At 60.3% G+C, this 26,836-nt stretch carries 29 protein-coding genes; 11 read left to right on the plus strand and 18 right to left on the minus strand.

The window, feature by feature from the left end:
• Window positions 1-41: 41 nt before the first annotated feature.
• Together KBY08_RS20535 and KBY08_RS20540 are read right to left on the minus strand one after the other, a co-directional pair.
• On the minus strand, window positions 42-1,001 hold the full coding sequence (locus KBY08_RS20535; RefSeq protein WP_004408447.1) for a sugar ABC transporter substrate-binding protein: 960 nt from the start codon (window positions 999-1,001) through the stop codon (window positions 42-44).
• Window positions 1,002-1,194: 193 nt separating this feature from the next.
• The gene (locus KBY08_RS20540; protein WP_003315580.1) at window positions 1,195-1,419 is read right to left on the minus strand and encodes a YgdI/YgdR family lipoprotein; all 225 of its coding nucleotides are present in this window, start codon (window positions 1,417-1,419) and stop codon (window positions 1,195-1,197) included.
• A gap of 137 nt (window positions 1,420-1,556) precedes the next feature.
• Between KBY08_RS20540 and KBY08_RS20545 the strand changes: the two genes are divergently transcribed.
• The 3 genes from KBY08_RS20545 (at window position 1,557) to KBY08_RS20555 (ending at window position 2,971) form a co-directional block, all read left to right on the plus strand.
• Window positions 1,557-1,808 carry a DUF1654 domain-containing protein gene (locus KBY08_RS20545; protein WP_003416220.1) on the plus strand — a complete coding sequence of 84 codons (252 nt, stop codon included), beginning with the start codon at window positions 1,557-1,559 and terminating at the stop codon, window positions 1,806-1,808.
• A 4-nt stretch (window positions 1,809-1,812) separates the two neighbouring features.
• Window positions 1,813-2,514: an endonuclease gene (locus tag KBY08_RS20550; protein ID WP_004408453.1), complete on the plus strand. Its 702-nt coding sequence runs from the start codon at window positions 1,813-1,815 to the stop codon at window positions 2,512-2,514.
• A gap of 220 nt (window positions 2,515-2,734) precedes the next feature.
• Window positions 2,735-2,971 carry a DUF6555 family protein gene (locus tag KBY08_RS20555; RefSeq protein ID WP_011267460.1) on the plus strand — a complete coding sequence of 79 codons (237 nt, stop codon included), beginning with the start codon at window positions 2,735-2,737 and terminating at the stop codon, window positions 2,969-2,971.
• 74 nt (window positions 2,972-3,045) lie between these two features.
• Here the strand turns inward: KBY08_RS20555 and map are convergent, their stop codons facing one another.
• The 4 genes from map to KBY08_RS20575 all read right to left on the minus strand — a co-directional run bounded on the left by map (window position 3,046) and on the right by KBY08_RS20575 (window position 5,510).
• Window positions 3,046-3,837 carry a type I methionyl aminopeptidase gene (map, locus tag KBY08_RS20560; protein ID WP_003346035.1) on the minus strand — a complete coding sequence of 264 codons (792 nt, stop codon included), beginning with the start codon at window positions 3,835-3,837 and terminating at the stop codon, window positions 3,046-3,048.
• The gene (locus KBY08_RS20565; protein ID WP_004408456.1) at window positions 3,834-4,091 is read right to left on the minus strand and encodes a ParD-like family protein; all 258 of its coding nucleotides are present in this window, start codon (window positions 4,089-4,091) and stop codon (window positions 3,834-3,836) included. Before KBY08_RS20565 ends, map begins: the two co-directional genes overlap by 4 nt.
• Before the next feature lie 87 nt (window positions 4,092-4,178).
• Complete coding sequence (locus tag KBY08_RS20570) at window positions 4,179-4,376, minus strand: hypothetical protein (RefSeq protein WP_011267459.1); 198 nt, start codon at window positions 4,374-4,376, stop codon at window positions 4,179-4,181.
• Window positions 4,377-4,478: 102 nt separating this feature from the next.
• Window positions 4,479-5,510 carry an Ldh family oxidoreductase gene (locus tag KBY08_RS20575; RefSeq protein WP_058399456.1) on the minus strand — a complete coding sequence of 344 codons (1,032 nt, stop codon included), beginning with the start codon at window positions 5,508-5,510 and terminating at the stop codon, window positions 4,479-4,481.
• A gap of 259 nt (window positions 5,511-5,769) precedes the next feature.
• Here KBY08_RS20575 and KBY08_RS20580 point away from each other — a divergent pair, with 259 nt between their 5' ends.
• Window positions 5,770-6,798, plus strand: a complete 1,029-nt coding sequence (locus KBY08_RS20580; protein ID WP_004408467.1) for a FecR family protein — start codon at window positions 5,770-5,772, stop codon at window positions 6,796-6,798.
• 225 nt (window positions 6,799-7,023) lie between these two features.
• Entirely contained in the window at window positions 7,024-7,416 is a 393-nt protein-coding gene (locus KBY08_RS20585; protein WP_032653918.1) for a Fe2+/Zn2+ uptake regulation protein, read from the plus strand.
• 33 nt (window positions 7,417-7,449) lie between these two features.
• Here the strand turns inward: KBY08_RS20585 and KBY08_RS20590 are convergent, their stop codons facing one another.
• Entirely contained in the window at window positions 7,450-7,638 is a 189-nt protein-coding gene (locus KBY08_RS20590) for a hypothetical protein (protein ID WP_003393013.1), read from the minus strand.
• 246 nt (window positions 7,639-7,884) lie between these two features.
• Here KBY08_RS20590 and KBY08_RS20595 point away from each other — a divergent pair, with 246 nt between their 5' ends.
• Complete coding sequence (locus tag KBY08_RS20595; RefSeq protein WP_004408474.1) at window positions 7,885-9,693, plus strand: monovalent cation:proton antiporter-2 (CPA2) family protein; 1,809 nt, start codon at window positions 7,885-7,887, stop codon at window positions 9,691-9,693.
• Between the two features lie 36 nt (window positions 9,694-9,729).
• Here KBY08_RS20595 and KBY08_RS20600 read toward each other — a convergent pair whose 3' ends face one another.
• The 3 genes from KBY08_RS20600 to moaB form a co-directional block, all read right to left on the minus strand.
• Window positions 9,730-10,656, minus strand: a complete 927-nt coding sequence (locus tag KBY08_RS20600) for a glycosyltransferase (protein ID WP_011267456.1) — start codon at window positions 10,654-10,656, stop codon at window positions 9,730-9,732.
• A gap of 89 nt (window positions 10,657-10,745) precedes the next feature.
• Entirely contained in the window at window positions 10,746-11,957 is a 1,212-nt protein-coding gene (gene glp, locus KBY08_RS20605; RefSeq protein WP_111522729.1) for a gephyrin-like molybdotransferase Glp, read from the minus strand.
• A 6-nt stretch (window positions 11,958-11,963) separates the two neighbouring features.
• Window positions 11,964-12,503, minus strand: coding sequence for a molybdenum cofactor biosynthesis protein B (moaB, locus tag KBY08_RS20610; protein WP_002553131.1), 540 nt, complete (start codon window positions 12,501-12,503; stop codon window positions 11,964-11,966).
• A 75-nt stretch (window positions 12,504-12,578) separates the two neighbouring features.
• Between moaB and mobA the strand changes: the two genes are divergently transcribed.
• Window positions 12,579-13,184, plus strand: coding sequence for a molybdenum cofactor guanylyltransferase MobA (gene mobA / locus KBY08_RS20615; RefSeq protein WP_111522730.1), 606 nt, complete (start codon window positions 12,579-12,581; stop codon window positions 13,182-13,184).
• A gap of 96 nt (window positions 13,185-13,280) precedes the next feature.
• On the plus strand, window positions 13,281-13,505 hold the full coding sequence (locus KBY08_RS20620; RefSeq protein WP_003315600.1) for a YgdI/YgdR family lipoprotein: 225 nt from the start codon (window positions 13,281-13,283) through the stop codon (window positions 13,503-13,505).
• 76 nt (window positions 13,506-13,581) lie between these two features.
• Here the strand turns inward: KBY08_RS20620 and KBY08_RS20625 are convergent, their stop codons facing one another.
• Window positions 13,582-14,472 carry a pseudouridine synthase gene (locus KBY08_RS20625; RefSeq protein WP_024642430.1) on the minus strand — a complete coding sequence of 297 codons (891 nt, stop codon included), beginning with the start codon at window positions 14,470-14,472 and terminating at the stop codon, window positions 13,582-13,584.
• Between the two features lie 185 nt (window positions 14,473-14,657).
• On the opposite strand from KBY08_RS20625, the gene KBY08_RS20630 reads away from it, so the two are divergent.
• The gene (locus KBY08_RS20630; RefSeq protein ID WP_011267452.1) at window positions 14,658-15,512 is read left to right on the plus strand and encodes a shikimate dehydrogenase; all 855 of its coding nucleotides are present in this window, start codon (window positions 14,658-14,660) and stop codon (window positions 15,510-15,512) included.
• A gap of 3 nt (window positions 15,513-15,515) precedes the next feature.
• Here KBY08_RS20630 and KBY08_RS20635 read toward each other — a convergent pair whose 3' ends face one another.
• Together KBY08_RS20635 and quiC are read right to left on the minus strand one after the other, a co-directional pair.
• Entirely contained in the window at window positions 15,516-16,172 is a 657-nt protein-coding gene (locus tag KBY08_RS20635) for a TetR/AcrR family transcriptional regulator (RefSeq protein ID WP_003416207.1), read from the minus strand.
• A 107-nt stretch (window positions 16,173-16,279) separates the two neighbouring features.
• Window positions 16,280-18,187 (minus strand): 3-dehydroshikimate dehydratase QuiC, encoded by a 1,908-nt coding sequence (quiC, locus tag KBY08_RS20640; RefSeq protein WP_011267451.1) that lies wholly within the window; start codon window positions 18,185-18,187, stop codon window positions 16,280-16,282.
• Between the two features lie 617 nt (window positions 18,188-18,804).
• Here quiC and KBY08_RS20645 point away from each other — a divergent pair.
• On the plus strand, window positions 18,805-20,133 hold the full coding sequence (locus tag KBY08_RS20645) for an MFS transporter (RefSeq protein ID WP_011267450.1): 1,329 nt from the start codon (window positions 18,805-18,807) through the stop codon (window positions 20,131-20,133).
• Between the two features lie 437 nt (window positions 20,134-20,570).
• Here KBY08_RS20645 and KBY08_RS20650 read toward each other — a convergent pair whose 3' ends face one another.
• Window positions 20,571-21,458, minus strand: coding sequence for a DMT family transporter (locus KBY08_RS20650; RefSeq protein ID WP_011267449.1), 888 nt, complete (start codon window positions 21,456-21,458; stop codon window positions 20,571-20,573).
• Between the two features lie 236 nt (window positions 21,459-21,694).
• Between KBY08_RS20650 and KBY08_RS20655 the strand changes: the two genes are divergently transcribed.
• Entirely contained in the window at window positions 21,695-22,951 is a 1,257-nt protein-coding gene (locus KBY08_RS20655; RefSeq protein WP_011267448.1) for an OprD family porin, read from the plus strand.
• A gap of 58 nt (window positions 22,952-23,009) precedes the next feature.
• On the opposite strand, the gene pcaC is transcribed toward KBY08_RS20655, so the two are convergent.
• From pcaC to pcaG, 4 genes are all read right to left on the minus strand, one after another.
• Window positions 23,010-23,408 (minus strand): 4-carboxymuconolactone decarboxylase, encoded by a 399-nt coding sequence (gene pcaC / locus KBY08_RS20660; RefSeq protein ID WP_004408495.1) that lies wholly within the window; start codon window positions 23,406-23,408, stop codon window positions 23,010-23,012.
• The gene (locus KBY08_RS20665) at window positions 23,405-24,766 is read right to left on the minus strand and encodes a 3-carboxy-cis,cis-muconate cycloisomerase (protein ID WP_024659390.1); all 1,362 of its coding nucleotides are present in this window, start codon (window positions 24,764-24,766) and stop codon (window positions 23,405-23,407) included. Before KBY08_RS20665 ends, pcaC begins: the two co-directional genes overlap by 4 nt.
• A 24-nt stretch (window positions 24,767-24,790) precedes the next feature.
• Window positions 24,791-26,140: an MFS transporter gene (locus tag KBY08_RS20670; protein ID WP_011267446.1), complete on the minus strand. Its 1,350-nt coding sequence runs from the start codon at window positions 26,138-26,140 to the stop codon at window positions 24,791-24,793.
• Between the two features lie 87 nt (window positions 26,141-26,227).
• Complete coding sequence (pcaG, locus tag KBY08_RS20675) at window positions 26,228-26,830, minus strand: protocatechuate 3,4-dioxygenase subunit alpha (protein ID WP_011267445.1); 603 nt, start codon at window positions 26,828-26,830, stop codon at window positions 26,228-26,230.
• Window positions 26,831-26,836: the final 6 nt, after the last annotated feature.

Consider the following 26,836-nt stretch of genomic DNA (forward strand, 5'->3'; position numbering starts at 1 on the left):
GCGCCCGTCCTCTGCGGACGGGCACCTTTACACGGTGTGGATCAAGGTTGAGTAACGAGCTGTACCGGCGTTTCGATCACGCCCTTGTCGTTGGTATCGACCTTCTCGCCTTTGACCAGCTTGAGCGCAGCTTCGATGCCGAAGACCGCCTGCTTGGCTGCGTACTGATCGGCCGTGGCCAGAACCCGGCCATCCTTGAGCATCGGCTTGATCGCATTGATGTTGTCGTAGCCCACAACCATGACCTTGCCAGCCTTGCCTGCCGCACGCACTGCAGAGACGGCGCCCAGCGCCATGCTGTCATTACCGGCCAGCAAGGCTTTCAGGTTCGGGTATTCGTTGAGCATCGCCGAGGCCACAGCGTTGCCCTTGTCGATTTCCCAGTTACCGGACTGCGTGGACACCACTTTCATTTTCGCTTCGTCCATGGCGTCCTTGAACCCGGCGGTGCGTTGCTGAGCATTGTTGGTGGTCGACACCCCTTCGATGATGCCCACCTCGTCGCCAGCGGTCAGTTTCCCGGCCAGATAGTCGCCCACCAGCTTGGCACCCTTGCGGTTGTCAGGCCCTACGAAGGGGATTTGCAGGTTCTTGCTTTTGAGCACGTCGACATCGAGCTGGTTGTCGATGTTGACGACCTTGATTCCGGCATCGGTGGCTTTCTTGAGCACCGGCACCAGCGCCTTGGAGTCGGCTGGCGCGATCACCAGCGCATTCACGTTGGAGGCGATCATCTGTTCGACGATGCGGATCTGCGCCGACGTGTCGGACTCATCCTTGATCCCGTTGGAGATCAGGTCGAATTCGGTGGCATGTTCTTTCTGGTAGGCCTTGGCACCGTCTTCCATGGTCAGGAAGAACTCGTTGGCCAACGACTTCATGACCAGTGCGACCTTGGGTTTTTCAGGCGTCTGGGCGTAAGCCGCAGAGAGGGGCATGACTGCCGTAACGGCAGCAAACATGGCGACAGCGAGAAGGCGTCCAGCGAATGGCAGCTTCATGAGTTCATCTCCGATCTTGTGATTATTGTTCGGGCGAACGGCGCAGAATCGATGCCGGGCATCGTCGCGCAAACGTTTGCGAGGAGCGAACTATGGAAAAAGCTGCAGCCTTTGTCAATCCACCGGAAATTAAATATGCCCGAGCTACCCGTCCCCGCTAACGCAGGGAGCGGGCGTCACGATGAGCAGGGTTTCACTCCTCGGGTTTGACCGTCGCCACATCATCGGCCTTGATCCGGATGGTCTTGCCGGAGATATCCTCGAACTCGTAGAAACCGTCGCGCGTCTTGGTCTTGGGCATATCTTTGGTCACGTACTGAGTACCGTTTTGCAGCGTGACGACCGAGGGCGTGGAACAGCCTGCCAGCAGCACAACTGCCGAGGCCAGTAACGGAAATGCCAGTGACTTGATATTCATGCGTGACTCCGGAAACGTCAGGTTTTTTTCAAGGCAACAGTGTGCCATTTGGAAGGCTTTATCTTACATAGATGTTGCGAAAGATCCGACACTCAAATACTGTATGCCCGTACAGCAATATTCAGGGACCTTTTTCCGTGGCAAAACAAAGCGCAGCGACCCCCTCCACTCCCGGCCCTTACGAGCGCATGGGCATGCGGGTACAGAAGATCATCAACTCGCCCACCGCGCAGAAATCCAGGGCTGCCTTGCTCTTTCGTCAGCCGGACGAGGCAGAAGACGACTGGGCGCAACTGCTTGAAGAAATAGCCGAGAACGATAATGTCACCCTCGCCTGGCGCGACGACGGTGGCGTGCAAATCTTCTGGACGTTGCCGAAGGAAGATTGACGGCATGACGTTTCGATTCTCTAAACTGCTTTGCACCGCCCTGCTCATCACCGCATCGTTCGCCGCCCAGGCACAAGCCCCGCGCACCTTCAGCGAAGCCAAGAAAGTTGCCTGGGGCTTGTATGCGCCGCAGTCGACCGAGTTTTACTGCGGCTGCAAATACACCGGCAATCGAGTCGATCTCGCTGGCTGCGGCTACGTCCCGCGCAAGAGCGCCAAACGCGCCAGTCGTATTGAATGGGAGCACATTGTGCCTGCCTGGCAGATCGGCCACCTGCGCCAATGCTGGCAGAACGGCGGGCGCAAGAACTGCACAAGAACTGACGCGGTTTACAAACGTGCCGAGGCGGACCTGCACAATCTGGTGCCCAGCATCGGCGAGGTCAACGGTGACCGCAGTAATTTCAGTTTTGGCTGGATACCCGAGCAAAAGGGCCAGTACGGCTCATGCCTGACCCAGGTGGATTTCAAGGCCAAGAAGGTCATGCCTCGCCCCTCGATACGCGGCATGATTGCGCGCACCTACTTCTACATGAGCAAACAATACAACTTGCGTCTCTCGCGCCAGGACCAACAGCTTTATCAAGCCTGGGACAAAACCTATCCGCCCCAGGCATGGGAGCGCCAGCGTAACCAGCAGGTCGCCTGTGTCATGGGGCGTGGCAATGATTTTGTAGGCCCGGTAGACCTGAAGTCGTGTAAATAACGAAGTTGATCAAAGGCCGAGCCCTCATACGGATGATTGCTCGGCCATTGATGAATGCATCTGAGTGATTCCAAAACCACTCATCGGACAACTGTTAACTAGCCCATAAGCAGAATGATTTTCGTTCTACTCTTTGAAAACAAGAGCGTAGTCGGGGACGATCCTTCTCGTGCATACGTCAAAACAGCCAGGCTAATCATCACGTTCGCAGGCAGGGAAGATGAATCATCAAACGGAATTTGAAATTCACTATCAGTTCAATGGCCAACCTTACTGCTTTCTGCATCATGCAAAGCAACTGTGCCAGAGCGATGCATTGCATTGTGCGACCCTGCATGCAGGTGTCGGGACAGTGAGCGGCAATATATCCGCAGGCCCGATAGGCGTCGCAACCTTGCAGGCCAAGCGTTTTGGCGTGACGCAGGTGCATTGGAGAAGGTCTTCGCTACAAGCCTGAGGCATCGCCCTTTCCAACAAAGCAATGGCCTTCGAAAAGGCCATTGTTCATATGCATTGCCAGACCCTATTGGATCAGATGGCCGGGTAATCACCCGTACCGTCAGGCCACGGCGTCAGCAGCTCGAAACCGGTAGAGGTGACGGCAACCATATGCTCCCACTGCGCAGACAGTGAGAGGTCGCTGGTCAGAACCGTCCAGCCATCCGGCAACGTCCGGGTGCCCGCCCTGCCCGCATTGATCATCGGCTCGATGGTGAACACCATGCCCGGTTTGAGCCTGAGGCCTTTACCCTGCGCACCATAGTGCAGAACCTGCGGTTCTTCATGGTACTTGCGCCCGATACCGTGCCCGCAATACTCACGCACCACGCTGAAGCCTTCGCGATGAGCGACGCTCTGGATGGCGTAGCCGATATCACCCAGGGTTGCCCCAGGACGCACGGCATGAATACCGGCGCGAGTTGCCTCATAGGTCGTCTCGACCAGACGCCTGGCCAGCGGGCTGACCTCACCCACCAGGTACATACGGCTGGTATCGCCGTACCAGCCGTCCTTGATCACTGCAACGTCGATATTGACGATATCGCCTTCCTTGAGGATATCGGTGGCAGAAGGTATGCCATGGCACACCACGGCATTCGGAGAGATGCAGGTGGTCTTGGTAAAACCGTGATAACCCACATTCGCGGGAATCACTTTCAGCTCTTTGACGATGTATTCATTGCAGATGTCGTCGAGCGCTTCGGTGCTGACGCCAGCCTTCACGTAAGGCGTGATCATCGCGAGCACATCGGCAGCCAGCCTGCCGGCTATGCGCAACTGCACGAGGTCCTGTTCGGTCTTGATACCGATAGCGCTGCTCATGAGGCCGCCTTGGACAGGCTGGAAGCTGCAAGCTCCGAGACGTTGAAGTTCGAAGCGGTCAACACGGTCTCACCGGCATTTTCGAGACGGATCAGCATCTGGCAGATCTCGCTGTAATCCAGCGCCGGGTGCAGTTCAGCGAGCATACCGACACGCATCCAGTGCTCGGCCTGCGCATTGATGGAACGGCTGAGCGCAACGCTGGCAGAGCGCAGATTGGCGTGCATGTTTTCGGAAATTTTTACCAGACCCATGATTCACCTCAAGTTGAATATATGAAGCATATACGTTACGTATACTCACAATCAACCCGAGACGTGCCGTGGCTGCATTCAGCCGCTTTACTCCATCGCGCTGGCCTGGCGGTATTCACCGCCCGCGCGGGCGGCCGCGATGACTATCGACACCTCCGGCTCGTAGGCATTGAACTGGCGCAGTGCGGCCGCCAGCCGGAGAAAATCCTCGCGCTGCATTTCGTTGACTGCAGAGAGCGTACGATGTTGTTGAGCAATCGGACTTTGCGCTGACTTAAGGGACATGACAGACCTCATTCGTTTTTTACTGTTCATGCATACAGTATTTTGAACAGCGCGCTGATACAAGACTGGTCGCGACGAATGGTCAGTGAATTTGTAAATGCCTCAATGACCCGCCAGTGCTTGCAGGCGCTCCAGGTCAGTCTGGGCGATGCTGATACCGTGTGCCATTGATCGCGCGCGTTCGCTATAACGCCGATCCCCCGGCAGACGCTCCTGCCCTGCCCCATGGAGCTGTCGTACCAGCTCCTCGCTGCGCTGCGCAAACGACTGACCACTGCCCTTGTCAGGATCGATGACGATCAGCAACTGACCGGTCCAGGGTGTCTGTGCCCCGGGATGCTTCGACCAGTCGAATTCGAATGAGAAATTGCCCCCAGTCAGCCCTGCGGCCAGCAGCTCGACCATCATCGACAGTGCTGAGCCCTTGTGCCCGCCGAAGGGCAACAACGCGCCGCCCTCGAGAATGGCGCGGGGCTCTTCAGTGGGCTGGCCGTCGCGATCGACGCCCATGCCTGCTGGCAGCAATCGACCTTCGCGTGCGGCGATCTGCACATCACCGTGGGCAACGGCGCTGGTCGCCAGATCGAAAACCACAGGCTCGCCGCCTGCACGGGGTGCAGCGAAAGCAATCGGGTTGGTGCCGAACAGGGGCTGACGCGCGCCATGCGGCACAACGCAGGTCATGCTGTTGACCATGCTCAGGGCGACCAGCCCCTGTTCGGCGAAAGGCTCGACATCCGGCCATAACGCAGCGAAGTGATGAGAGTTGCGAATGGCCAGTACCGCAATCCCGGCACTGCGCGCCTTGTCGATCAACAAGGCTCTGGCCGCCGCCAGTGCAGGCTGGGCAAAGCCGCCTCCGGCGTCGACCCGGACAAACGCAGCGCCGACATCCTCGACCACCGGCACAGCCTTGCCATCCACCCAACCGCTGGCCAGCGATGAGAGATAGCCGGGAATGCGAAAGATGCCATGGCTGTGCGAGCCATCACGCTGGGCGCTGGCGCAGTTCTCGGCAAGCACGCCGGCAACTTCCGCACTGGTGCCATGGGCGAGGAAGATTCGGCGCAACAAATCTGTCAGTTGCTCAAGGGAAACGGCCCGGGTCGACTGATCGGCAGGATTGGCGCGCATTTGGAACTCCTGTTCATGGCGGTAGATCGAGAACGCTAGCGAGAACGACAAGGCGAATGCAAGCCCCGAGAGTAGCGCTGCGGACGCTGCAAGGACACTCCCCGGGCAATAGCACTCAGGATGCGACGGGGAGTTTTCAATGAGAGCCGCTTGCATTCACCAGAAAATACGCAGCACCTTCATGGGCAATGGCCTGCAAATGTTCTCTCTCCCTGAAATCAAAGGGTAGAATGCGCCGAAGGTATAGGCTGGAGCGCCCATGAGCGACCCTCTTTTCAGCAAGGCAGAACACGACGCGATCACCGATGCCGCTGCGCATTGGTGCATGCGCCTGCATGCAGAAGACTGTACCGCTGCAGAACGAAAAGCATTCGAGCAATGGCTGAAGGCCCACCCCCTGCATGCGATCGAATACAACGCCATGCTGGAAGTCTGGGACATCACCGGGCAAATCGAACCGCTCAACCCGGCACCTGCGCGCCAAACCCAGGCTGCCCTGCCCGATCACGTTCGGCCTCGTCGCGGTCGCCGCTGGGCAAAACTGGCCACAGCCGCAGCGGTCGTTGCTCTGGCACTGCCGATCGCCGGGTATGTCGGCTGGCATCAGGGCTGGCTGCCTGACGCCTACGAAACCTACAACGCCGACACCGCTACACGCCTGGTCATGCTGGAAGACGGCAGCCGCGCCGAGCTGAACCTGGGTACCGAGCTGACCTACGCCAATTACCGGGATCGACGCAGCGTCACGCTGACAAAGGGCGAGGCGTTCTTTGAGGTCAGCCACGACAGCTCGCACCCTTTTGTGGTCGATGCCGGCGCAGGCAGCATCAGGGTCACCGGCACACGCTTCAACGTATGGATGTATCAGGATCAGGTACGCGTGACGCTGGTCGAGGGTTCGGTTCAGATCAACAGTGATCGTGCACATCCTTCTTCGAGCCACGCCCTGGCCCCCGGCATGCAGGCCAGTTACAAGGCAGGCGACGACGCTCCACTGATCAGCCAGACCGAAGCACGCGATACCAGCCTGGCGTGGCGCAATGGCAAGCTGATCTTCAATGACCTGCCGCTCAGCCAGGCACTGCCGTTGATCAATCGCTACCTGCAAACCCCCATTCTGCTGGCGGACAGTGCAACCGGAGCCATGCGCCTGGGCGGCAGTTACAACACTCACGACCTGTCGAGCCTGCTGGGCTCACTGCCCAAGGTGTTGCCGGTGTATGTGACGCAGAATCAGAACGGCAACCCGGTACTCAACCGCCGCACCGCCGACGCTCCGAAAGGCTGATCGCACTCGCGGTCTTGCTGACGCGCGGTAATTTCGGCTGCGCCCATCGTCGGAACGATCTCTTCTCGCGCCCGTCGATTCTTCATCTAACCTCAAGCGCACCTCGCTGCAGCGAGCCTGTACAGGCTGGGCCGCAGATTTTTTTCCGCCTATAACTGAGGTTTTGCCGAGCTCGTTCGTCTTATTAATTGAGAGTGTTTAAAAAGCCTGAAAAGGAGTTTGCGGATGTTCAATCGCCAAGGAATCACGACTCGCACCCTGCTGCGGCAAACCGCAGTGGCTGCGCAGGCACAGTCGCCCGCTCTGGAGACCGAGCGGCCCGGAAACGAGCACATCCGGATGCTCCTGAAAAGCTTCGGCCTGCGCACCAGCCTGGTCAGGCTCAAGGTGCTCGACGCGCTAATGGTCTCGAGTGAAGAAGGCCACCCTCTGGGAGTGCGCGGCGTACACAGCCAGTTGCTCAGGCTCGATGTGCCGCTATCGTTTCTGAGCGTGCGCGAGGTGCTCAAGCGTCTGTGCGACGAGGGCGTGATCGACCTCAACGACGACAAGACCTACAGCCTGCACCCCCGCGCCCGGGAATGGCTGGGAGAAATCGGCAAGAACAGCGCCCGGTAAACCCCGCCTCATCGCCGCACCGGTCACCAGCGCTTAGCGCTTGACCTTGCGACGCATGATGCCGTTGAGGATCACCACCAGCACCGCCACGCTGATTGCAATGTACTGAAAGGTCTTTTCGGTGATGGCACCGCTGTTTTGCAGATGCGACAAGCCCAGCATGATCGCCAGAACGCCGAGGGCGATCAGAATCGAGTAAATCAAACGCTGCTTGTTGGTCATAACGGTTTCCTGAATGCTCATGAGCAGGCAACTGACGCTGCCTGTTTGCGGGCATATCTTACGCCGATGCGCGACAGATGGCATCGTCACGCGCCTTGTCCCCCCCTCACGCGCGCCCTTTCCTGCAGGTTCTATCAACGACGTTGATTATCGTCATGCTGCGATGCGCGTTGCCGTGTAAAACTCCCATGCTTTAATACCGCCCCTGCTTCAACAGTGTGTTCAATTATTACCAAGGAGTTTTACATGCCCCATGAAGGCAGCCTGCTGCAGGTCGCAGTGGTATTCCTGCTCGCCGCCGTGCTGACTGTGCCGCTGGCCAAGCGGTTGAAGCTGGGCGCGGTGATCGGCTATTTGTTCGCCGGCGTGGTCATCGGCCCTTCGGTATTGGGCCTGATCGGTGATACCGAGAGCGTCAGCCATATTTCCGAACTTGGCGTGGTACTGCTGCTGTTCATCATTGGCCTGGAGCTTTCGCCCAAACGTTTATGGGTCATGCGCAAATCCGTGTTTGGCGTAGGCATGGCGCAGGTACTGCTGACCGGCCTGATCATCGGCGGGGTCGCCTTCGCTGCCTTCGGCCAGTCGCTGAACACCGCGGCCATTCTGGGCCTGGGCCTTGCCCTGTCGTCCACGGCCTTCGGCCTGCAGAGCCTGGCGGAACGCAAACAGCTGAACAGCCCGCACGGCAGGATGGCGTTCGCGATTCTGCTGTTTCAGGACATTGCGGCGATCCCGCTGATTGCCATGGTGCCGTTTCTGGCCGGGGCTGACCACGCGATGGACACCGGCGAAAGCATCAACCACGGTCTGCGCGTGCTGGGCAGCATTGCCATTGTGGTGATTGGCGGGCGCTATTTGCTGCGCCCGGTGTTCCGGATCGTCGCCAAGACCAAAATCCAGGAAGTTTCGACCGCCACGGCCTTGCTGGTGGTGATAGGCACAGCGTGGCTGATGGAACTGGTGGGAGTGTCCATGGCGCTGGGCGCGTTTCTTGCTGGCCTGTTGCTGGCCGACTCCGAATACCGTCACGAACTGGAAGCACAGATCGAACCGTTCAAAGGGTTATTGCTGGGGCTGTTCTTCATCAGTGTCGGCATGGGCGCCAACGTTGGCCTGTTGCTCAGCTCGCCGCTGATCGTGCTGGGCCTGACGCTGTTGCTGATCGCAATCAAGCTGCCGATGCTGTTCCTGATCGGTCGCACCCTTGGCGAACTCAACAACCGCAGCGCGCTGCAGCTGGGTCTGGTACTGGCCGCAGGCGGCGAGTTTGCCTTTGTGGTGTTCAAGATCGGCAGCGCTCAGGGGCTGTTCGAGGCCGGGCTATACGACATGCTGGTGTTGACCATCACCTTGTCGATGGCGGTCACGCCGTTGCTGTTCATTGCTCTGGCGCGCTGGATCAAACCCAAGGTCAAGCCTGTCGAGGTGCCGGAGGAATACCGCGATATCCAGACCGACAAACCACGCGTCGTCATTGCCGGCATGGGCCGTATGGGACAGATTGTCGCGCGTATCCTGCGCGCGCAGAAGATTCCTTTCATCGCCCTGGATACCGCCGTCGAGTCCATCGAGTTCTCCCGTAGCTTTGGCAATGTACCGGTCTTCTATGGCGACCCGTTGCGCCCGGAAATACTGCGTGCCGCCAAAGTCGATGAGGCCGAATACTTCGTCATCGCGACCGATGATCCTGACACCAACATCAAGACTGCCGAGCTGATCCGCAAGCTGTATCCGCACATGAAGATCATTGCCCGCGCACGTAACCGCCAGCATGTTCATCGGTTGATGGACCTGGGCGCTCACGCGGTTCGCGAAACGTTCTATTCAAGCCTGGAAATGAGTCGCCAGACCCTCATGGGCCTGGGCCTCAGCGAAACACAGGCCGACGCACGCATCAGTCGCTTCAAACGTCACGACGAACAGGTGCTGGCCGCTCAGCATGAGGTGTATGACGACGACGCCAAGGTCCTGCAGACCGCCCGCGAAGCCAGGGCCGACCTCGCGCAACTGTTCGAGGCAGACCGTCTGGACGAAGAAGCCGCGAAAAGCTGACCTGCTCATGCGCCGCAGGCTGGTCTGCGGCGCAACTCAGGCGTAGGGGCTGTCCCAGTAACGCGCGTACATGCCGAGCTTCTTCTTCACGCCGCGGGGCAAGCGTTTTTCCTGCCGGCTCAGCTTGTAGGCCAGCAGCTTCAGCGCATTACGCACGAACGACACAGGCCACCAGAGGATTCGCCGGGGACCGAGGAATTTCAGCTCGGACTTGACGTAACGCATGCCCTCGCCACCAATGCCGCCAAAGGTTTCGTAGATCCACGCTTCGCGGGCCTGGAACACACCGATATCAAAGTAACGACGAAACTCTTCGCGCAGGCTGTAATTGTGGGAGTGACGGCAGACCGCCGAGCCTTCGTAAGCCGCTTTCCAGCCATCGATGAGCATTTTCGCGGTGACGTACATGTCTTCTGAAAGAATCACATGCCGCGGGAAACCGCCAATGGCCCGCAACGCTTCGCCCCGATAGGCCGCAAACGAGTTGGACATGAATGGCGTCTTGATGCCCAGCGTCCCGGCATCGGCCAGCGTTTTGATCTGCGAGGTCGGCGGGTAATTGAACAACCGTGCATGCTGGGCCAGCAGGTTGGCATCCTTGTGCGGCAGCTGTCGCCCGCACACAGCACCGACCTTCGGGTCGGCGAAGGGCAACAGAATGTTGGCAATGGCATTGATGTCTTCAACGTACGCATCCTGGGTCATGAAGACATACACGTCATAGTCGGGATGCAGATCGACCATCATCTGCCGGGTGCCGCCGTGGTTGAAATCCTTGCTGTCGATGCGCAGCACATTGGCACATCGCGCTTGCGCCAGCTCCAGCGTGCCATCCGAGGAACTGGAGTCCACGATCAGCGTATCGAAGCTGGCAGTCTGCGCAGCCAGTGAATCCAGGAGACGTTCCAGATCCTTGCGTCCGTTGTAGGTCGGGATCACACAAGCCACTCTCAATGGCGCCATAACAATACTCCAGGGCGAAGTCCGGTTGCCCACTGTGTCAGCGTTGTTGAGAGTAGCTCATGCGTACCCGCCCCACCATTCGAATGCACTCAGCCGAGCACTTCACTCAACGGAATGAAGTTGACCCAGTCGCCTTCGGCCACGGTCGAGCCTTCGCGGACTTCAATCAGACCATCGGCCCATGCAGCGCTGCGCAATACGCCCGAACTCTGATTGCGATAAGCCACGGCCCGGCCCTGCTCCAGACGGCCGCGCAGGTACTCGCGGCGATTGCCAGGACGCGTCCAGACAAACCCGGCAGGCACCGGAAACTGCAAGGGGGCGACGTCGATCACGCCCTGGCGACGCAGCAGGTAAGCCCTGGCCAGCAAGGCGAAGGTGACCAGCGTAGAGGCCGGATTGCCAGGCAGACCGATCACCGGCACACCCCGGAAATGCCCGAAGGTCAGCGGCTTGCCAGGCTTGATCGCCAGCTTCCAGAGGGTCAGTTCGCCCTCTTCACGCAATGCGTGGCCGAGGAAATCCGCTTCGCCCACGGACACTCCGCCCGTGGAGAGAATCAGATCGACGCCCTGCAGATTCGCCAGTGCAGCGCGAGTCTTGTCCAGATCATCAGGCAGGATGCCTGCATCCACGACCTCGCATTCCAGTCGCTTCAACCAGCTGCACAGCAACACCCGGTTGCTGTTGTAGATCTGCCCCGGCCCCAATGGCTGACCGGGCTCAATCAACTCGTCGCCCGTGGACAACACCGCGACCCGCACGCGACGAATGACCTCCAGCTCGGCGAGGCCCAGCGAGGCCGCCAGACCCAGTTCGATCGGACCCAGCCGCGTGCCGGCGGCCAGCACGGTATCGCCGACCCGGGTTTCCTGACCTTGCGGACGAGTATTCTGCCCGGCGCCCAGCGGCTCGTTGAAGCGCACACGCTGATCCGCCTGCACCTCGGCGTTTTCCTGCATCTCGACGCAGTCAGCGCCTTCAGGCATCGGCGCGCCGGTGAAGATACGCGCACAGGTGCCAGGGGCCAGCGGCTCGGGGGCCTGACCGGCGAAGATGCGCTGACTGACGCTCAACGGCTCGCCGCGCCAGTCCGCCACGCGCAAGGCATAACCATCCATGGCGCTGTTCGGCCAGGGCGGCAGATCCAGTGTGGAGACCAGATCGACTGCCAGTACCCGGCCTTCGGCATCGGCCAGCGAGACGCGTTGGCGCTCGGTGATCGGCGTGGCTTCGGCCATCTTCAGCAGCCTTGCAATGGCGTCTTCAACAGGCAGCAGGGTTTTCGGCTCGTGGCTCATGAGCACTCAACCACGGGTCGCACAGGGCTCGGCCTGCTTGAGGTGAGGCACAAAGTTGCAAGGCCGGAAGCGCGAATCCAGTTGCTGGGCAAGGATGCCGTCCCATGCCGTGCGCACCGCATTGGTGGAGCCCGGCAGGCAGCACACCAGCGTGCCGTTGGACAGGCCGGCCAGCGCGCGGGACTGAATGGTCGAGGTGCCGATATCCGGCACCGATATCTGCCGGAACAGCTCACCGAAACCATCGACCTGCTTGTCCAGCAGGCAGGCCACGGCTTCAGGCGTGCTGTCACGGCCGGTGAAGCCGGTGCCACCGGTGATCAGCACCACCTGCACCTGATCGTCGGCAATCCAGGTCGCTACCTGAGCGCGGATCTTGTACAGGTCATCCTTGAGCAGCACGCGCTCGATCAGGCCGTGGCCTGCGTCGGTCAGGCGGTCGACGAACATCTGGCCCGAGGTATCGGTTTCTCGGGTGCGGGTATCGCTGACGGTCAGTACGGCGATATTAAGGGGTACGAAAGGTGTGTCAGCCTTGGCTTTCATGGCCTCATCCAGTTGTTAAGAAAACAGGCGGGTGTTATATCACAGCCCTCCTTTTGACTGCCCGACGAGTGTTCGATGAATGTTCCTGCCCCACTGCCGCCCTGCTCTATTCTGCTGCTGGCCGGAGGCCGCGGGCAGCGCATGGGCGGGCGTGACAAGGGCCTGATCGAATGGCAAGGCGCCGCGCTGATCGAACATCTGCACCGGCTGACCCGGCCACTGACCGACGATCTGATCATTTCCTGCAATCGCAATATCGATCGCTATGCGCGTTACGCCGATCGACTGGTGCAGGACGACGATACCGATTTCAACGGGCCTCTGGCCGGAATACGTGCCGCGCTGCCTCTGGCGCGACATCTATGGTTGCTGATCCTGCCCTGCGACGTACCTTTGGTCGATGCAGCGTTGCTGCACGCATTGCGTGAAAAAGCCTCTGAATACCCGGAGCGACCGATAATGGTGCGTGAAGGTCAGCACTGGCAGCCGCTTTTAGGTATGATCCCTGTCGCTCACGCCGCAACGCTGGAAGCCGCATGGCAGGCCGGCGAACGCAGCCCGAGACGGGCTCTGGAGCCGCTGCAACCGGTCGCCCTGCAACTGGAAGCCGGCGATCCACGCCTGGCCAACCTGAACACTCCCTGTCTGTTGACCGGGATCAGTGAAAACCGCAACAAGTGACTGGTCATTGAAGTTGCTGCGGGTGTATACGGAACTTGCTGACGGTGTATCCGTCTGAGAGTTCAGCAAATCAAGAATCCATCTGGAGACACAGTAATGAAACAACGGACCCTTCCCGCTGCCTTCCTGCTTGCACTGAGCATTGCCTCCCTCGCCGGCTGCGCATCGCCCACTGTGATCACCTTGAATGATGGTCGTGAAATCCAGGCTGTCGACACGCCGAAGTACGATGAAGACTCGGGCTTCTACGAGTTCAAGCAACTTGACGGCAAGCAGACCCGCATCAACAAGGATCAGGTACGTACCGTCAAGGATCTGTGATCCGGGCGTCGCGTTACTGATTTGAAAAAACCCGCCGAGTGCGGGTTTTTTTGCCTGTCATTTCACTGTCCCTGTACTACCAGTCGAGCGTCAACAGGCTCTCGAAGTGGCGCTGCTCGCCACTGAGCGGATCGACGAAGCGCAAGCTGCTGGCCAGCAGCTTCAAAGGATTTTGATAGTCGTCCACCGGGTCTTTCACCACGTCCGGGTAAAACGGGTCGTTGCAGATGGCAGCACCCAGTGCAGCCATGTGTACACGCAGCTGATGCTTTTTGCCGGTCACCGGGTAAAGCCCGTAACGCCACAATTTATCCTGCCGTTCGAGCACCTCGATCTGCGTGCGGGTGTTGCTCGCGCCGATACCTTCCTGCATGCGAAAGAACGGTTCGCCCTCGACCAGACGGCTCTCGTGCAGACGCGGAAACGCCAGCCCCGGCAGCGCTGGCGCAATGGCTTGGTAAAACTTGTCGATGCGCCGGGTGGGAAACAAGGCCTGATAAGCCGAGCGCGTCTGCCGGTTGGCGGAAAACAGCACCAGCCCTGCGGTGTGCCGGTCGATGCGGTGCAGCGGCACCAGATCCGGATTATCCAGGCGATGGATCAAGCGGCGCAGCAAGGTTTGTTCGACGTACTCGCCTGCGGGTGTCACCGGGAGGAAGTGCGGCTTGTCAGCCACCACCAGATGCTCGTCGGCGTAGAGGATCGTTTCAACTACGGGGATCGGCGTTTCGTTGGCAACCTCACGAAAGTAGTGAACCCGCAGCCCTTCCCGGTACGCCAGATCAGGCGCGATGGCCTTGCCGTTTTCGTCCAGCACCCGGTCGCGAGCAAACCGATCCAGCCACTGTTCGCGGCTGATGGCCGGAAATTTCGCGCACAGGCAATCGAGCACCGTGGCCCACGAGCCGGGTGGCAGGTACAACGTACTGGCTTGCTGCTGTGCGGCGCTGAAGACGGACTCGGACATGCAGGGACTCGAACTCGTGTAAGCCTGGAGCGGCTGGCCGTGGATTATCACTGATTAGTGCGATCACCGCACAACATCGCTGCGTGGTAATCGACTCCTGCCTGCGGCACTATTAACCATCTGGTACATTCCGTTTAACACCTGCCGCCAACCGGGCAGTGACACAAAAACAAGAGACGTATTTTATGACTCATGCTGAAAAACCCTCCATCCTCGCCGGCCTGATCGGCTCGGGCATCCAGGCCTCGCGGACACCTGCCATGCACGAGCATGAAGGCGATGCACAAGGCATGCGCTATCTGTATCGGCTGATCGATATCGACGCCCTGCAACTGGACATCCATGCCCTGCCCCAACTGCTGGAAGGTGCCAGGCAGTGCGGCTTCACCGGCCTGAATATCACCTTCCCCTGCAAGCAGGCGGTCATCCCGTTACTGGACGAGCTGTCCGACGAAGCGCGCGGTATCGGCGCGGTGAATACGGTGGTGTTCAAGGACGGCAAGCGCATCGGTCACAACACCGACTGCCTGGGCTTTGCCGAAGGCTTTCAGCGCGGCCTGGACAAGGCCCCACGCCAACAGGTAGTGCAGATGGGTGCAGGTGGCGCGGGCGCTGCCGTGGCTCATGCGCTGCTGAGCGCAGGCGTCGAGCGCCTCAGCGTGTTCGAGGTCGAGCCGCAACGCGCCCAGGGGCTGGTGGACAACCTCAACCAGCACTTCGGTGCCGGACGCGCGCAGGTGGGTACCGACCTGCCTGCGGCGATGGCCGAAGCCGACGGACTGGTCAATACCACGCCGGTCGGCATGACCAAACTGCCGGGTACGCCGTTGCCGGTCGAGTTGCTGCGGCCTGAACTGTGGGTGGCGGAAATCATTTACTTTCCACTGGAAACCGAACTGCTCAGGCATGCCCGCGCACTGGGCTGCCGCACCCTGGATGGCAGCACCATGGCGGTGTTTCAGGCGGTCAAGGCCTTCGAACTGTTCAGTGGCCAGTCCGCCGATGCAGAGCGGATGATGGCGCACTTCCACACGTTGTAAACATCAGCGCTTGAGATAACGCAACACAGCGTCGCAGATCATTGCCTTGTGACGCTGTTTGACCTCCTCGCTCCACAGCTCGATCTGAAAGATTTCGCTGAAGGTATGGCGGTTGGAGATCCGGTAAAAGCAGAACGAGCTGATCATCAGGTGCAGGTCAACCGGATGAACGCCGTCACGAAACAGGCCGCTGGCTTCACCACGACGCAGGATGCCGTCGAGCGCCCTGATGATGTTCTGGCTCTTGGCCTGAATCGACTCGGACTGTTTGACGTTCTCGCCGTTATGGATGTTTTCGATGCACACGATGCGCACGAAGTCGACATTGCTGTCGTGGTGATCGAAGGTGAACTCGACCACGCGATGAATCGCTTCCACAGGCTCGAGTTCGGACAGATTGAGCTGGCTCTCGGTGTTGCGAATCGCGCCGTAGAGTTTTTCCAGCACTTCGACGTACAGCTGCTCCTTGCTGCCGAAGTAGTAATAGATCATCCGTTTCGAGGTCTTGGTGCGCTCGGCAATGGCATCGACACGCGCACCCGACAGGCCATGGGCGACAAACTCGGCAACGGCGGCCTGCAGAATGTCTTCGCGGGTCTTTTCCGGATTGTTCTTGCGCCCTTTCGACGCAACGGCAACGGAGTCGTCAGTTGTTTTCATTGTTGGCTCATGACCACGAGTGATGCGCGGAGTATGAAGCCGACCGGCAACCGAGGGAAGCCGCGAGGGCGTCGAACCCTCGCAGCGGCCCTGCAATCGGATTCGCCTTACAGACGCGCCTGACGTGCTGCCACATTGCGCGCCTTGGCCATCGCAGCCAGACGCACCGGGACGTTGGCAGCGCCATACCCTGCGTAACCGTTCTTGCGCTGCAGGATTTCGAAGAAGAAGCGCCCGTCGAACGCATCGGTGTAGACGTGGAACAACTCGCCACCCTGCGCATCGCGGTCATAGAGCACGTTGTAATACGCCAGTTCGCTGAGAAACTCCTCGTCGAAATCGAAGCGCGCCGCCAGGTCATCGTAGTAGTTGAGCGGGATGTCCAGCAACGGTACGCCCGCTTCCTTGGCGCGGCTTACCTCGGCGAAGATGTCTTCGCAGGAAAATGCGATGTGGTGCACACCCGAGCCGCGATAGCTCGACAGCGCATGGGAAATGGCCGTGTTGCGATTTTCGGAAATATTCAACGGCAAGCGCACGGTGCTGCAACGGCTGCGCAGCGCCCGGCTCTTGACCAGGCCGTAGGGGTCGGGCAAGACCACTTCGTCGTCAGCCTCGAAATCCAGAATGCTTTTGTAGAACAAAACCCAGCTGTCCAGACTGTCGGCCGGCAGCGCCATGGCCATGTGGTCGATACGCTGCAACCCGCCCTTGGCGACGGCTTGCGGATCGACGACAAAATCGCTGTCGTAAATCGATTCTCCCGGTGCGGCGTTATCCACCAGATAGATCAGGCTGCCGTCGGGCGCGCGGACCGACGGAATCTCCCGTTCATTGGGACCGACCAGGCCACGATAGGGCTGGCCCTTGAAAGCACGCGCGCGTTCCAGCGACTGATGACCGTCGTCGACGCGCAAGGCGGTGGCGCACAACGAAGGGCCGTGCGCCTCGAAAAAACTGTGGGCGAAGGAATAGGGTTCGGCATTGAGCACAATCCTGATATCGCCCTGCCCCAGCAGACTGACCGCCTTGGAGCGATGCTGACCCAGCTTGGCAAAGCCCAGCCGTTGCAGCCAGCCCGACAGGCGAGCGCCGTGGCTCTCGTCAACGGCAAACTCGAGGAACTCGACGCCATTGTAGGTACTGGCCGCAGGCGGATTGAAGAGGATTTCGGGAACCGCGGCCGGCTCGTCACGCGCCATCAGCTGGCGGGTTTTCTCTTCAAGATAAAGCAGCGAACGCAGACCGTCCGCGGCATTGGCGCGTGTCGGCGCTGCACGGAAGCCATCGTTGAACACTTCCAGCGACAACGGCCCGGTATAGCCACTGCGCAGGATCGGCGCGAGGAAGCCGGCCAGATCGAATTCACCCTGACCCGGGAAGCAGCGGAAATGGCGGCTCCACTCCAGCACATCCATCGCCAGAAGCGGCGCGTCGGCCATCTGCACGAAGAAGATCTTGTCGCCCGGGATCTGCGCGATGGCGCTCGGATCGCCCTTCAGCGACAGGGTATGAAAACTGTCGAGCAACACGCCTAGTGCCGGGTGGTCGACCTGGCGCACCAGGTTCCAGACCTGTTGCCAGGTGTTCACGTGCTTGCCCCAGGCCAGCGCTTCATAACCGACGCGCAGGTGACGGGCACCCGCGCGCTCGGCGAGCAGGCCCAGGTCATCGAGCAGAATGTTTTCGTCGCCCACCGAATCGGCAGACGCATTGCTGCAGACCAGCACCAGATCGGTGCCCAGCTCCTGCATCAGATCGAATTTGCGTTCGGCACGGTCGATATTGCGCTGCAGACGATCACGGCGGCAGCCTTCGAAATCGCGGAACGGCTGGAACAGGGTGATGGCGATGCCCAGGTCGGCACACATTTGCCTGATGTTGCGTGGGCTGCCGTCGTAATACAACAAGTCGTTTTCGAAAATCTCGACGCCGTCAAAGCCGGCTGCGGCGATGGCTTCGAGCTTTTCGGGCAGAGTACCGCTCAAGGATACGGTAGCAATTGAACGCTGCATGCTTTTCAGCTCCTGGATGAACGCGACCTGCTTGGATCGCGACTGGACAGCACCGCATTCCTGGCCTTTCCCGGCCTTATTCAGAGGTGCGAGTAAAGTATTTGCCTGTGAAAATACTACAGCAACATAAAGTGTACGAACCGGTTAGTTTTACGTTCGATTATCGAACAAAAGCCGTTTTACTCAATTGACGCTGTATCTCGCAATGCTCAACATCAGCATCACATTGCAGGATAGACCCGCAGCCAAACATTTTGATCTTCGCTTCATCAGCAGCAAACCCATAACAATTCAAAAAACAGGAACATTGCTCATGTGCACCCTTCTCGCTTTGCTCGCCCGATCGCCCGTCCGTCTTATCAGACGACATGTTCGACGAACCCACCCGGCCAAAAGCCCGGTCTGGGTCCGCGTCGCCTGAAACATTCCAACACACTTACGCGGCTCAACCTGTAAATTGTCGGCCCGACGGATCGTTTCGAGGACAGCCTGAGTCTAGAGGCCAGTCGAATCGCGGTTCTAAGACTTCACTTTACCTGCACAACGCCTGCATCGAGTGGACTTCTCAGTCCGACTGTTGCCAGCAGCACAGTCCTGGAACGGATGGTTAGAACATCATGCTTAACACCCAGACCAACCCTGTCGCCCAGGCCGCCCGTGCCGGGATGGGCGAAAAGATCCGCGGCGCACTCGCCGTCGGCAAGACTCGCTGGGGCATGCTCGCCCTGGTGTTCTTCGCCACTACGCTGAACTACATCGACCGTGCCGCGCTCGGCGTCATGCAGCCCATCCTAGCCAAGGAAATGAGCTGGACGGCGATGGACTACGCCAACATCAACTTCTGGTTTCAGGTGGGTTACGCGGTCGGCTTTGTGCTGCAGGGCCGCTTCATCGACAAGGTCGGCGTGAAACGTGCATTCTTCCTCGCGGTGCTGCTGTGGAGCCTGGCGACCGGTGCTCACGGCCTGGCCACTTCCGCCGTGGGCTTCATGGTCTGCCGCTTCATTCTGGGCCTGACCGAAGCCGCCAATTACCCGGCCTGTGTGAAGACCACGCGGCTGTGGTTCCCTGCCGGTGAGCGCGCTGTGGCCACCGGTATCTTCAACGCCGGCACCAACGTTGGTGCCATGCTGACCCCGGCCCTGCTGCCGGTGATCCTCACGGTCTGGGGCTGGCAGGCCGCCTTCGTGGCGATGGGTTCGCTGGGGCTGCTCTGGGCTATCACCTGGCGCCTGAAGTACTACAACCCCGAAGAGCATCCGACCGTCAGCAAGACCGAGCTGGATTACATCAATCAGGAAGTCGAACCGGCTCCGGTCAAGGTGCCATTCACCGGCATTCTGAAGATGCGTGGCACATGGGCGTTCGCGCTGGCGTATGCGATCACTGCTCCGGTGTTCTGGTTTTACCTGTACTGGCTGCCGCCGTTCCTCAATCAGCAATACAACCTGGGGATCAGCGTGACGCAGATGGGTGTTCCGCTGATTCTGATCTGGCTGACGGCCGATTTCGGCAGTGTCGGTGGCGGTATCCTGTCGTCCTGGCTGATTGGTCGTGGCATGCGTGCGACGACTGCGCGGCTGTTGTCGATGCTGATCTTTGCCATCACGATCTGCAGCGTGGTGTTCGCCGCCAATGCCAGCGGGCTGTGGGTAGCGGTACTGGCCATTTCGCTTGCCGTGGGTGCGCATCAGGCCTGGACGGCGAATATCTGGAGCCTGGTGATGGACTACACCCCCAAGCACATGATGAGTACCGTGTTCGGCTTCGGCGGCATGTGTGCGGCCATCGGCGGTATGTTCATGACGCAGATCGTGGGTGCGGTGCTGACCGCCACCAATAACAACTACAACGTGTTGTTCACGATGATCCCGGCGATGTATTTCATTGCCCTGATCTGGATGTACTTCATGGCCCCTCGCAAGGTTCCGACGCTCAGCGAGTAATCGTCTGACGCAGCCCGAAAACCCAGCGTCACACAGCGGGTTTTCTTTGTCAGGTGGATTGGCGTTCGGCTCAGGTCACCTTTTCGCCCCTCGGCGACTCACTTTGAGGGACCAAAGTGAGCAAAGTCCCCGCTCCTGTTTCCGGCCCGACTTCGTCGGGTTCCTTCGCCCTGTCACTGATCCGGGGGTCGCCGCAACGGGCCATCCATGGCCCGGTACGGCTAGCCTGGCGTCCTGCCAGGCTACCCCCGGATCAGCGCCAGGACTCAGCCGTCACTAACGTCGCACTCTGCGTCGTCAGTGCCACCGTGATCGAAAAGCACGTATGGCGGCCTCCTGCAGACACAGCATGACATTCTGCTGCGACGCAGGGCGTCAGGAAAAACATGCCAACTGAACATCGGCATAGGCGTCAATCGGATCTTCAGCCCCGGTAGTTACCCACCCTTACGTCGCTGTTGCCACGCTGCTGCCAGACCGCTGAGGCAGATGATGGCGATGCCGGCCTGCGCGGTCGGGGACGGGGTGTGGTCGAAGACCAGGTAGCCCAGCAGTCCGGCAAACACGATCTGGCAATAACTGAACGGCGCAAGCATGGCCGGGGCGGCGAAGCGGAAGGCCTGGGTCAGCAGCAAATGCGCCGACATGCCACACGCGCCGAGCGCCAGCAGAAACGGCAGGTGCTTGAGCGCTGGCACTTCCCAGAAGAACGGCACCAGCGCACTCATCAACAGGGTATTGAACAGCCCGGCGAAAAAGTTGCTGGTGGTCGGGCTGTCGAACGGGCTGACCAGCCGCGTCAGGAGTTGATACAGCGCAAAACACAAGGCTGACGACAGCGGCAGCAGAATTGCCGGGGTAAACAGCTCGCCGCCCGGATGAATGATGATCATCACCCCGACAAACCCTACCACCACCGCAATCCACTGGCCGCGCGTTACACGCTCGTGCAGCAGCGGCACCGATAACGCGGTGACCAGCAACGGCGCAAGAAAGTTGACCGCGGTCGCCTCTGCCTGCGGGATGAACATCAGGCTGCTGGTAAACAGCAGACTGGTGCCCAGCAGCGCCAGTGCGCGCAAGACCTGCAGGCCGGGCCTTTTGGTGCGCAACACTCGCAACCCCGCTGAAGGCATGAAAATGCAGGCCATCAACAGCGTGTGCACCAGATAGCGCGCCCAAACCACCAGAATGATCGGATAGAAGCCGGACAGGTACTTGGACAGGGTGTCGTGACTGGCAAACAGGAAGGTCGCCAGAAGAATGAAGCCTATACCTTTGAGAGGTTGATTGACGCCGGACGACGGCGTGCTGGCAGTGCTCATTACGCTTCCTTGTTCAAGTTTCAGCAGCCCGACACCGTGGCCGAACACGCTCTCTACCCATAGTTACCCGTGAGCATCGCACACACGTTTGCGGCTTCTCGCAGAAAATGTTCGAACCGGTTCATTAACGTTCGATAATCGCCCAAAACAACTGTTTCACAATTGCACGCCGCGTTCCGGCATTTCACTATCGCAGCCAGCTAAACGACTCAATAACTACAAAAAAGGTCTGTTCCATGCGCGTGAATTCTCCCTGCAAACTCCTTTGCGGTCTGTCGGCGGCCGTCGCTGCAAGTCTGGCGCCCATCAGCGGCCACAGCGCCGGATTTGTCGAAGACGCCAAGGTCAATCTGAACCTACGCAACTTCTACATCAACCGCAACTTCGTCGACCCGGCCAACGCGCAGAACTACGCCGAGGAGTGGACGCAAAACTTCATTCTCGACGCCCGCTCCGGCTTCACCCAGGGCACCGTCGGCTTCGGTGTCGACGCGCTTGGCCTCTACTCGCTCAAGCTCGACGGCGGCAAGGGTACCGGCGGTACGCAATTGCTGCCCATCCATGGCGATGGACGCCCGGCCGACGACTTCGGCCGACTGGCGGTGGCCGGCAAGGCGCGCTTCTCGAAGACCGAATTGAAGGTCGGCGAGTGGATGCCAGTGCTGCCGATCCTGCGCTCGGATGACGGCCGCTCGCTGCCGCAAACCTTTCAGGGCGGGCAGATCACCTCCAAGGAGATCGACGGCCTGACCCTCTACGGTGGCCAGTTCCGTGGCAACAGCCCGCGCAACGACGCCAGCATGGAAGACATGTCCCTGAATGGCCGCACCGCGTTCACTTCCGACCGCTTCAACTTTGGCGGCGGCGAATACGTGTTCAACCAAAATCGCACCCAGGTCGGCGTGTGGTACGCCGAGCTTGAAGACATCTACCACCAGCAATATTTCAACCTGCTGCACAGCCAGCCGCTGGGCAGCTGGACGCTGGGGGCCAACCTTGGCTACTTCCAGGGCAAGGACGACGGTCAGTCGCTGGCCGGCGATCTGGACAACAAGACCTGGTCAGCGCTGCTTTCGGCACGGCACGGTGGCAACACCTTTTACCTGGGCCTGCAGAAAGTCAGCGGCGACAGCGCCTGGATGCGCGTCAACGGCACCAGCGGCGGAACCCTGGCCAACGACAGTTACAACTCCAGCTTCGACAACGCCAGGGAAAAATCCTGGCAGCTGCGCCACGACTATGACTTCGCAGCCCTGGGCGTTCCCGGCCTGACCCTGATGAACCGCTACATCAGCGGCGACAACGTGCATACCGGGGCCATCACCGACGGCGAAGAGTGGGCACGGGAAACCGAGCTGGCTTATGTGTTCCAGAACGGCGCGTTCAAAAGCCTGTCGGTCAAATGGCGCAACTCCACCATGCGTCGCGACTACAGCACCAACCAGTTCGACGAAAACCGCCTGATCGTCAGCTACCCGTTGTCGCTGCTCTGACCCAGACAGGACGCCGCCGTGGCCGAGGGCGCTGCGGCGGCGTTCTCGATCAGCGCTCTCAATTGTCCTGCAATGACTCCACGCCCATTTCATCCCACACTGCTTCCGCCAGGTGGAACGTCGCATTGGCCGCCGGAATGCCGCAGTAGATCGCGCTCTGCATCAGCACTTCCTTGATTTCCTCACGGGTCACGCCGTTGTTTTTCGCGGCCTTGAGGTGCAGGCGCAACTCGCCTTCGCGATTCATGCCGATCAGCATCGCGATGGTGATCAGGCTGCGCGTATGGCGCGGCAACCCCGGACGCGTCCAGATATCACCCCAGGCGTGACGGGTGATCATCTCCTGGAACTCTTCATTGAACGGCGTCAGTTTGCTCAGGCTGTTATCGACATGCGCGTCGCCCAGCACCGCGCGGCGCGCTTGCATGCCGGCCTCGTAACGTTCGTCTTCGGTCATCGGGAAATCCTTGTGTGTTCGGCCACGGCGCGCTCGACCCAATGGCGAGCCTGGCCAAGGTAATGGGCCGGATCGAGCAGACGATCCAGCTCGTCAGAAGAAAACTGCTCGCTGACCTGCGGGGTTTCGCCGAGCACCTGACGCAAATGCGCGCCCTGCTCCACCGCACGCCGGCAGCACTGTTCAACCAGATGGTGGGCTGCATCGCGCCCGATGCGCTGAGCCAGCGCAATGCTCACTGCCTCGGCAAGAACCAGGCCTTTGGTGGATTGCAGATTGACCGCCATGCGCTCGGCATCGACCTGCAGACCGGGTATCACCTGCAATGCCTGCTGCAGCGAACCGGAGACCAGACAGCACAGCTCCGGCAAGGTCTCCCACTCGGCATGCCACAGGCCCAGACTGCGTTCATGTTCCTGCGGCATGGCCGCCAGCATCGTGGCCACCAGCCCCGGTGCGCGGGTGGCGGTGCTGATCATGACCGCAGCGCCGACCGGGTTGCGTTTGTGCGGCATGGTCGAAGACCCGCCCTTGCCCGGTGCCGAAGGCTCGAAGACCTCGCCCACTTCGGTCTGCATCAGCAGGCTCACGTCGCGCCCGAGTTTGCCGAGACTGCCGGCGATCAGGCCTAGCAGGCTGGCAAATTCCACCAGTCGGTCGCGCTGGGTGTGCCAGGGCTGCTCGGGCAACGCCAGCTGCAGTTCACCGGCCAGCGCTTCGGCCACCGAAAAGGCCTGATCGCCCAGCGCCGCGAGGCTGCCGGAAGCGCCGCCGAACTGCTGGCACAGCAGGCGCGGTTTGATCTCGTTCAAACGCTGTCGATGGCGAGTGACCGCGCCCAGCCAGCCGGCGATTTTCATCCCCAGGGTGACCGGCGTGGCCTGCTGCAGCCAGGTGCGTCCGGCCAGCGGCGTGCCAGCATGATGCTGCGCCTGCTCAGCCATCGCATCGGCCAGTCGGGTAAGGTCATGCTCAAGCAGCACGATGGCTCGACGCAGTTGCAGGATCAGCCCGCTGTCCATCACATCCTGACTGGTCGCGCCCATGTGCACGTAGCGCTCGGCTTCAGCACTGCGTGCGGCAATCTGTTTGCCCAGCGCCTTGACCAGCGGAATCGCCGAATTGCCGGCACTGCCGATGGCGATTGCCAGCGCGTCGAAATCGAACAGCCCTGCGTCGCAGCTCAGCTCGATGTCGGCGACCACTTCAGGCGGGATCAGGCCGACCCGTGCCAGCGCCCGAGCCAGCGCAGCCTCGAAATCGAGCATGCCCTGCACCCGACCTTCGTCGGAAAAAATCTCGCGCATTTCGGGTTGCATGAAGTAGGCATCGAAAAGTTGATTGCTCGCTCTGTTCACATCACCACTCCAGATTGAAAGGTTTCAGGTAGCGTCCGAATGACTGACCCAGCCCTTGATCAGCACCGCAATCGCGGCCAGCGCCGCCGGAATCACCAGCGCGGTCAGCACCTGCTCGAACGTCCAGCCCAGGCCCAGCAGCGTGGCACCGGCCCAGGCGCCGAGAATGGCGCCGAAACGGCCGATCCCGAGCATCCACGACACCCCCGTGGCACGCCCCTGGGTGGGGTAAAAACGCGCTGCCAGTGACGGCATCGCCGACTGCGCGCCGTTGATGCACATACCGGCCAGCAGCACCAGTGTCGCCAACAGCGCGACGTTACCCAGACTCTGCCCGACCAGCCAGGCGAACACACCCGCCAGCGCATAGGCACAACCAATGACCTTGTGCGGGTTGTAACGATCCATCGCCCAGCCCACGCCCACAGCGCTCAACACGCCGCCGAACTGAAACAGCGCGCCGATGAAAGCCGACTGTTCCATGCTCGCGCCGCTGTCGCGCATCAGCGTCGGCAGCCAGCTGGTCAGCAGGTAGACGATGACCAGGCCCATGAAATACGTCAGCCACAGCAACAGCGTGCCGGCGCTGTAGGTGCCGGAAAAAATCACTTTCAGCACGTTGCGGCTGCTGACCGTTTTCTGTTCGGGAACGCTGAAGTCAGTGATGCCGGCCAGTGCCTTCGGCGCGATCGGTGCCAGTACCTTGCGGATCCGCTCCGCACCGCGATTGCGTACCACCAGAAACCGCGCCGACTCCGGCAGCCAGACCATCAGCACCAACCCCAGCAGGAGGGGCAGGATACCGCCCAGCATCAGCAGGCTGTGCCAGCCCATGCTGGGGATCAGCTTGGCCGACACAAAACCGCCGCAGGCCATGCCCAGATTGAAACCGCAGAACATGCTCGTCACCAGCAACGACTTGAGCCGTTCGGGGGTGTATTCCGACAGCAACGTGGTGGCGTTGGGCATCGCTGCGCCAAGCCCGAGCCCGGTCAACAGGCGCAGGACCAGCAATTGATCGATGTTGCTGCTATAGGCTGATGCCAGGCTGAATAGACCGAACAGCAGCACCGCGACCACCAGCACCACCTTGCGTCCGAAGCGGTCCGCCAGCGGGCCGGAACCCAGCGCGCCGAACACCATGCCGATCAGCGCAGCGCTCATCACCGGCCCCAGACTGGCCCGATCAATCCCCCAATCCTGGCTGAGCGCGGGGGCAATGAAGCCCATTGCAGCAGTATCGAGGCCGTCGAGAAACACGATCAGAAAACACAGCGCAACCACTCGCCACTGGTACCCGGATAGCGGTTGCGCATTGATGAAGGCCTGAACGTCGAGCGTACTCGGCGCGGGGCTGCCGGCGGAAAGCGTCATGGAGGTGTCCTTTTATTTTTATAGGGTCGCCTGCCGATGCAGGCGCCTTGAATCGCACGCACATTGATTTCGGAATCGACAAGCGATTCAGAAATCGAAGAACACTGTCTCGCCTTCACCCTGCACACGGATATCAAAACGATAGGCCGTCTGCCCCTCGTACGTGCAGCGGCGCGCCACCAGGGTTTCGCGACGCGGGGGCTGCTCGATCAGATTGAGCACCGGGTCCTGCGCATTCGCCTGGGCTTCGTCGTCGAAATACAACCGCGTCTGCAGATGAATATTGATGCCACGCGCAAACAGCGAAACATTGATGTGCGCCGCCATCGGCACACCCGCCGCATTGCGCGCAGAGCCTGGCTTGATGGTCTTCAGGATCCACTGGCCATCGTCCGCGGTTGCCGTGCGACCAAAGCCGTTGAACGGTCTGTCCGGGTGGAATTCGCTGTGATACGCGCCCTGATGATCCGCCTGCCAGAATTCCAGGTAGGCATCGCGGATCAGATGGCCGTTGCCGTCGAAGACGTTGCCCAGCAACACGATGTGCTCGCCGGGCGCCTCGGGCCTGGCCATCTCGTTCCAGATTTCCAGCTCGCGGGTCGGGTTGCCGGCCACCTGCGGTGCGAGACCGATGTGGACGTAGGGGCCGGCGGTTTGCGAAGGGGTTTCCTGCAGCAATTGAACGGGCATGTCGGG

The organism is Pseudomonas sp. P135, from assembly GCF_020312125.1.
Taxonomy (GTDB): domain Bacteria; phylum Pseudomonadota; class Gammaproteobacteria; order Pseudomonadales; family Pseudomonadaceae; genus Aquipseudomonas; species Aquipseudomonas fragariae.

Coding starts and splice junctions, on each gene's coding strand:
- KBY08_RS20650 (WP_011267449.1), bottom strand. CDS start 21,458: ATGAGCACTGCCAGCACGCCGTCGTCCGGCGTCAATCAACCTCTCAAA.
- mobA (WP_111522730.1), top strand. CDS start 12,579: ATGAATGTTCCTGCCCCACTGCCGCCCTGCTCTATTCTGCTGCTGGCC.
- KBY08_RS20620 (WP_003315600.1), top strand. CDS start 13,281: ATGAAACAACGGACCCTTCCCGCTGCCTTCCTGCTTGCACTGAGCATT.
- KBY08_RS20555 (WP_011267460.1), top strand. CDS start 2,735: ATGAATCATCAAACGGAATTTGAAATTCACTATCAGTTCAATGGCCAA.
- KBY08_RS20590 (WP_003393013.1), bottom strand. CDS start 7,638: ATGACCAACAAGCAGCGTTTGATTTACTCGATTCTGATCGCCCTCGGC.
- KBY08_RS20630 (WP_011267452.1), top strand. CDS start 14,658: ATGACTCATGCTGAAAAACCCTCCATCCTCGCCGGCCTGATCGGCTCG.
- moaB (WP_002553131.1), bottom strand. CDS start 12,503: ATGAAAGCCAAGGCTGACACACCTTTCGTACCCCTTAATATCGCCGTA.
- KBY08_RS20550 (WP_004408453.1), top strand. CDS start 1,813: ATGACGTTTCGATTCTCTAAACTGCTTTGCACCGCCCTGCTCATCACC.
- map (WP_003346035.1), bottom strand. CDS start 3,837: ATGAGCAGCGCTATCGGTATCAAGACCGAACAGGACCTCGTGCAGTTG.
- KBY08_RS20575 (WP_058399456.1), bottom strand. CDS start 5,510: ATGCGCGCCAATCCTGCCGATCAGTCGACCCGGGCCGTTTCCCTTGAG.
- KBY08_RS20600 (WP_011267456.1), bottom strand. CDS start 10,656: ATGGCGCCATTGAGAGTGGCTTGTGTGATCCCGACCTACAACGGACGC.
- glp (WP_111522729.1), bottom strand. CDS start 11,957: ATGAGCCACGAGCCGAAAACCCTGCTGCCTGTTGAAGACGCCATTGCA.
- quiC (WP_011267451.1), bottom strand. CDS start 18,187: ATGCAGCGTTCAATTGCTACCGTATCCTTGAGCGGTACTCTGCCCGAA.
- KBY08_RS20570 (WP_011267459.1), bottom strand. CDS start 4,376: ATGTCCCTTAAGTCAGCGCAAAGTCCGATTGCTCAACAACATCGTACG.
- KBY08_RS20580 (WP_004408467.1), top strand. CDS start 5,770: ATGAGCGACCCTCTTTTCAGCAAGGCAGAACACGACGCGATCACCGAT.
- KBY08_RS20655 (WP_011267448.1), top strand. CDS start 21,695: ATGCGCGTGAATTCTCCCTGCAAACTCCTTTGCGGTCTGTCGGCGGCC.
- KBY08_RS20645 (WP_011267450.1), top strand. CDS start 18,805: ATGCTTAACACCCAGACCAACCCTGTCGCCCAGGCCGCCCGTGCCGGG.
- KBY08_RS20635 (WP_003416207.1), bottom strand. CDS start 16,172: ATGAAAACAACTGACGACTCCGTTGCCGTTGCGTCGAAAGGGCGCAAG.
- KBY08_RS20625 (WP_024642430.1), bottom strand. CDS start 14,472: ATGTCCGAGTCCGTCTTCAGCGCCGCACAGCAGCAAGCCAGTACGTTG.
- KBY08_RS20585 (WP_032653918.1), top strand. CDS start 7,024: ATGTTCAATCGCCAAGGAATCACGACTCGCACCCTGCTGCGGCAAACC.
- pcaC (WP_004408495.1), bottom strand. CDS start 23,408: ATGACCGAAGACGAACGTTACGAGGCCGGCATGCAAGCGCGCCGCGCG.
- pcaG (WP_011267445.1), bottom strand. CDS start 26,830: ATGCCCGTTCAATTGCTGCAGGAAACCCCTTCGCAAACCGCCGGCCCC.
- KBY08_RS20670 (WP_011267446.1), bottom strand. CDS start 26,140: ATGACGCTTTCCGCCGGCAGCCCCGCGCCGAGTACGCTCGACGTTCAG.
- KBY08_RS20565 (WP_004408456.1), bottom strand. CDS start 4,091: ATGGGTCTGGTAAAAATTTCCGAAAACATGCACGCCAATCTGCGCTCT.
- KBY08_RS20595 (WP_004408474.1), top strand. CDS start 7,885: ATGCCCCATGAAGGCAGCCTGCTGCAGGTCGCAGTGGTATTCCTGCTC.
- KBY08_RS20540 (WP_003315580.1), bottom strand. CDS start 1,419: ATGAATATCAAGTCACTGGCATTTCCGTTACTGGCCTCGGCAGTTGTG.
- KBY08_RS20535 (WP_004408447.1), bottom strand. CDS start 1,001: ATGAAGCTGCCATTCGCTGGACGCCTTCTCGCTGTCGCCATGTTTGCT.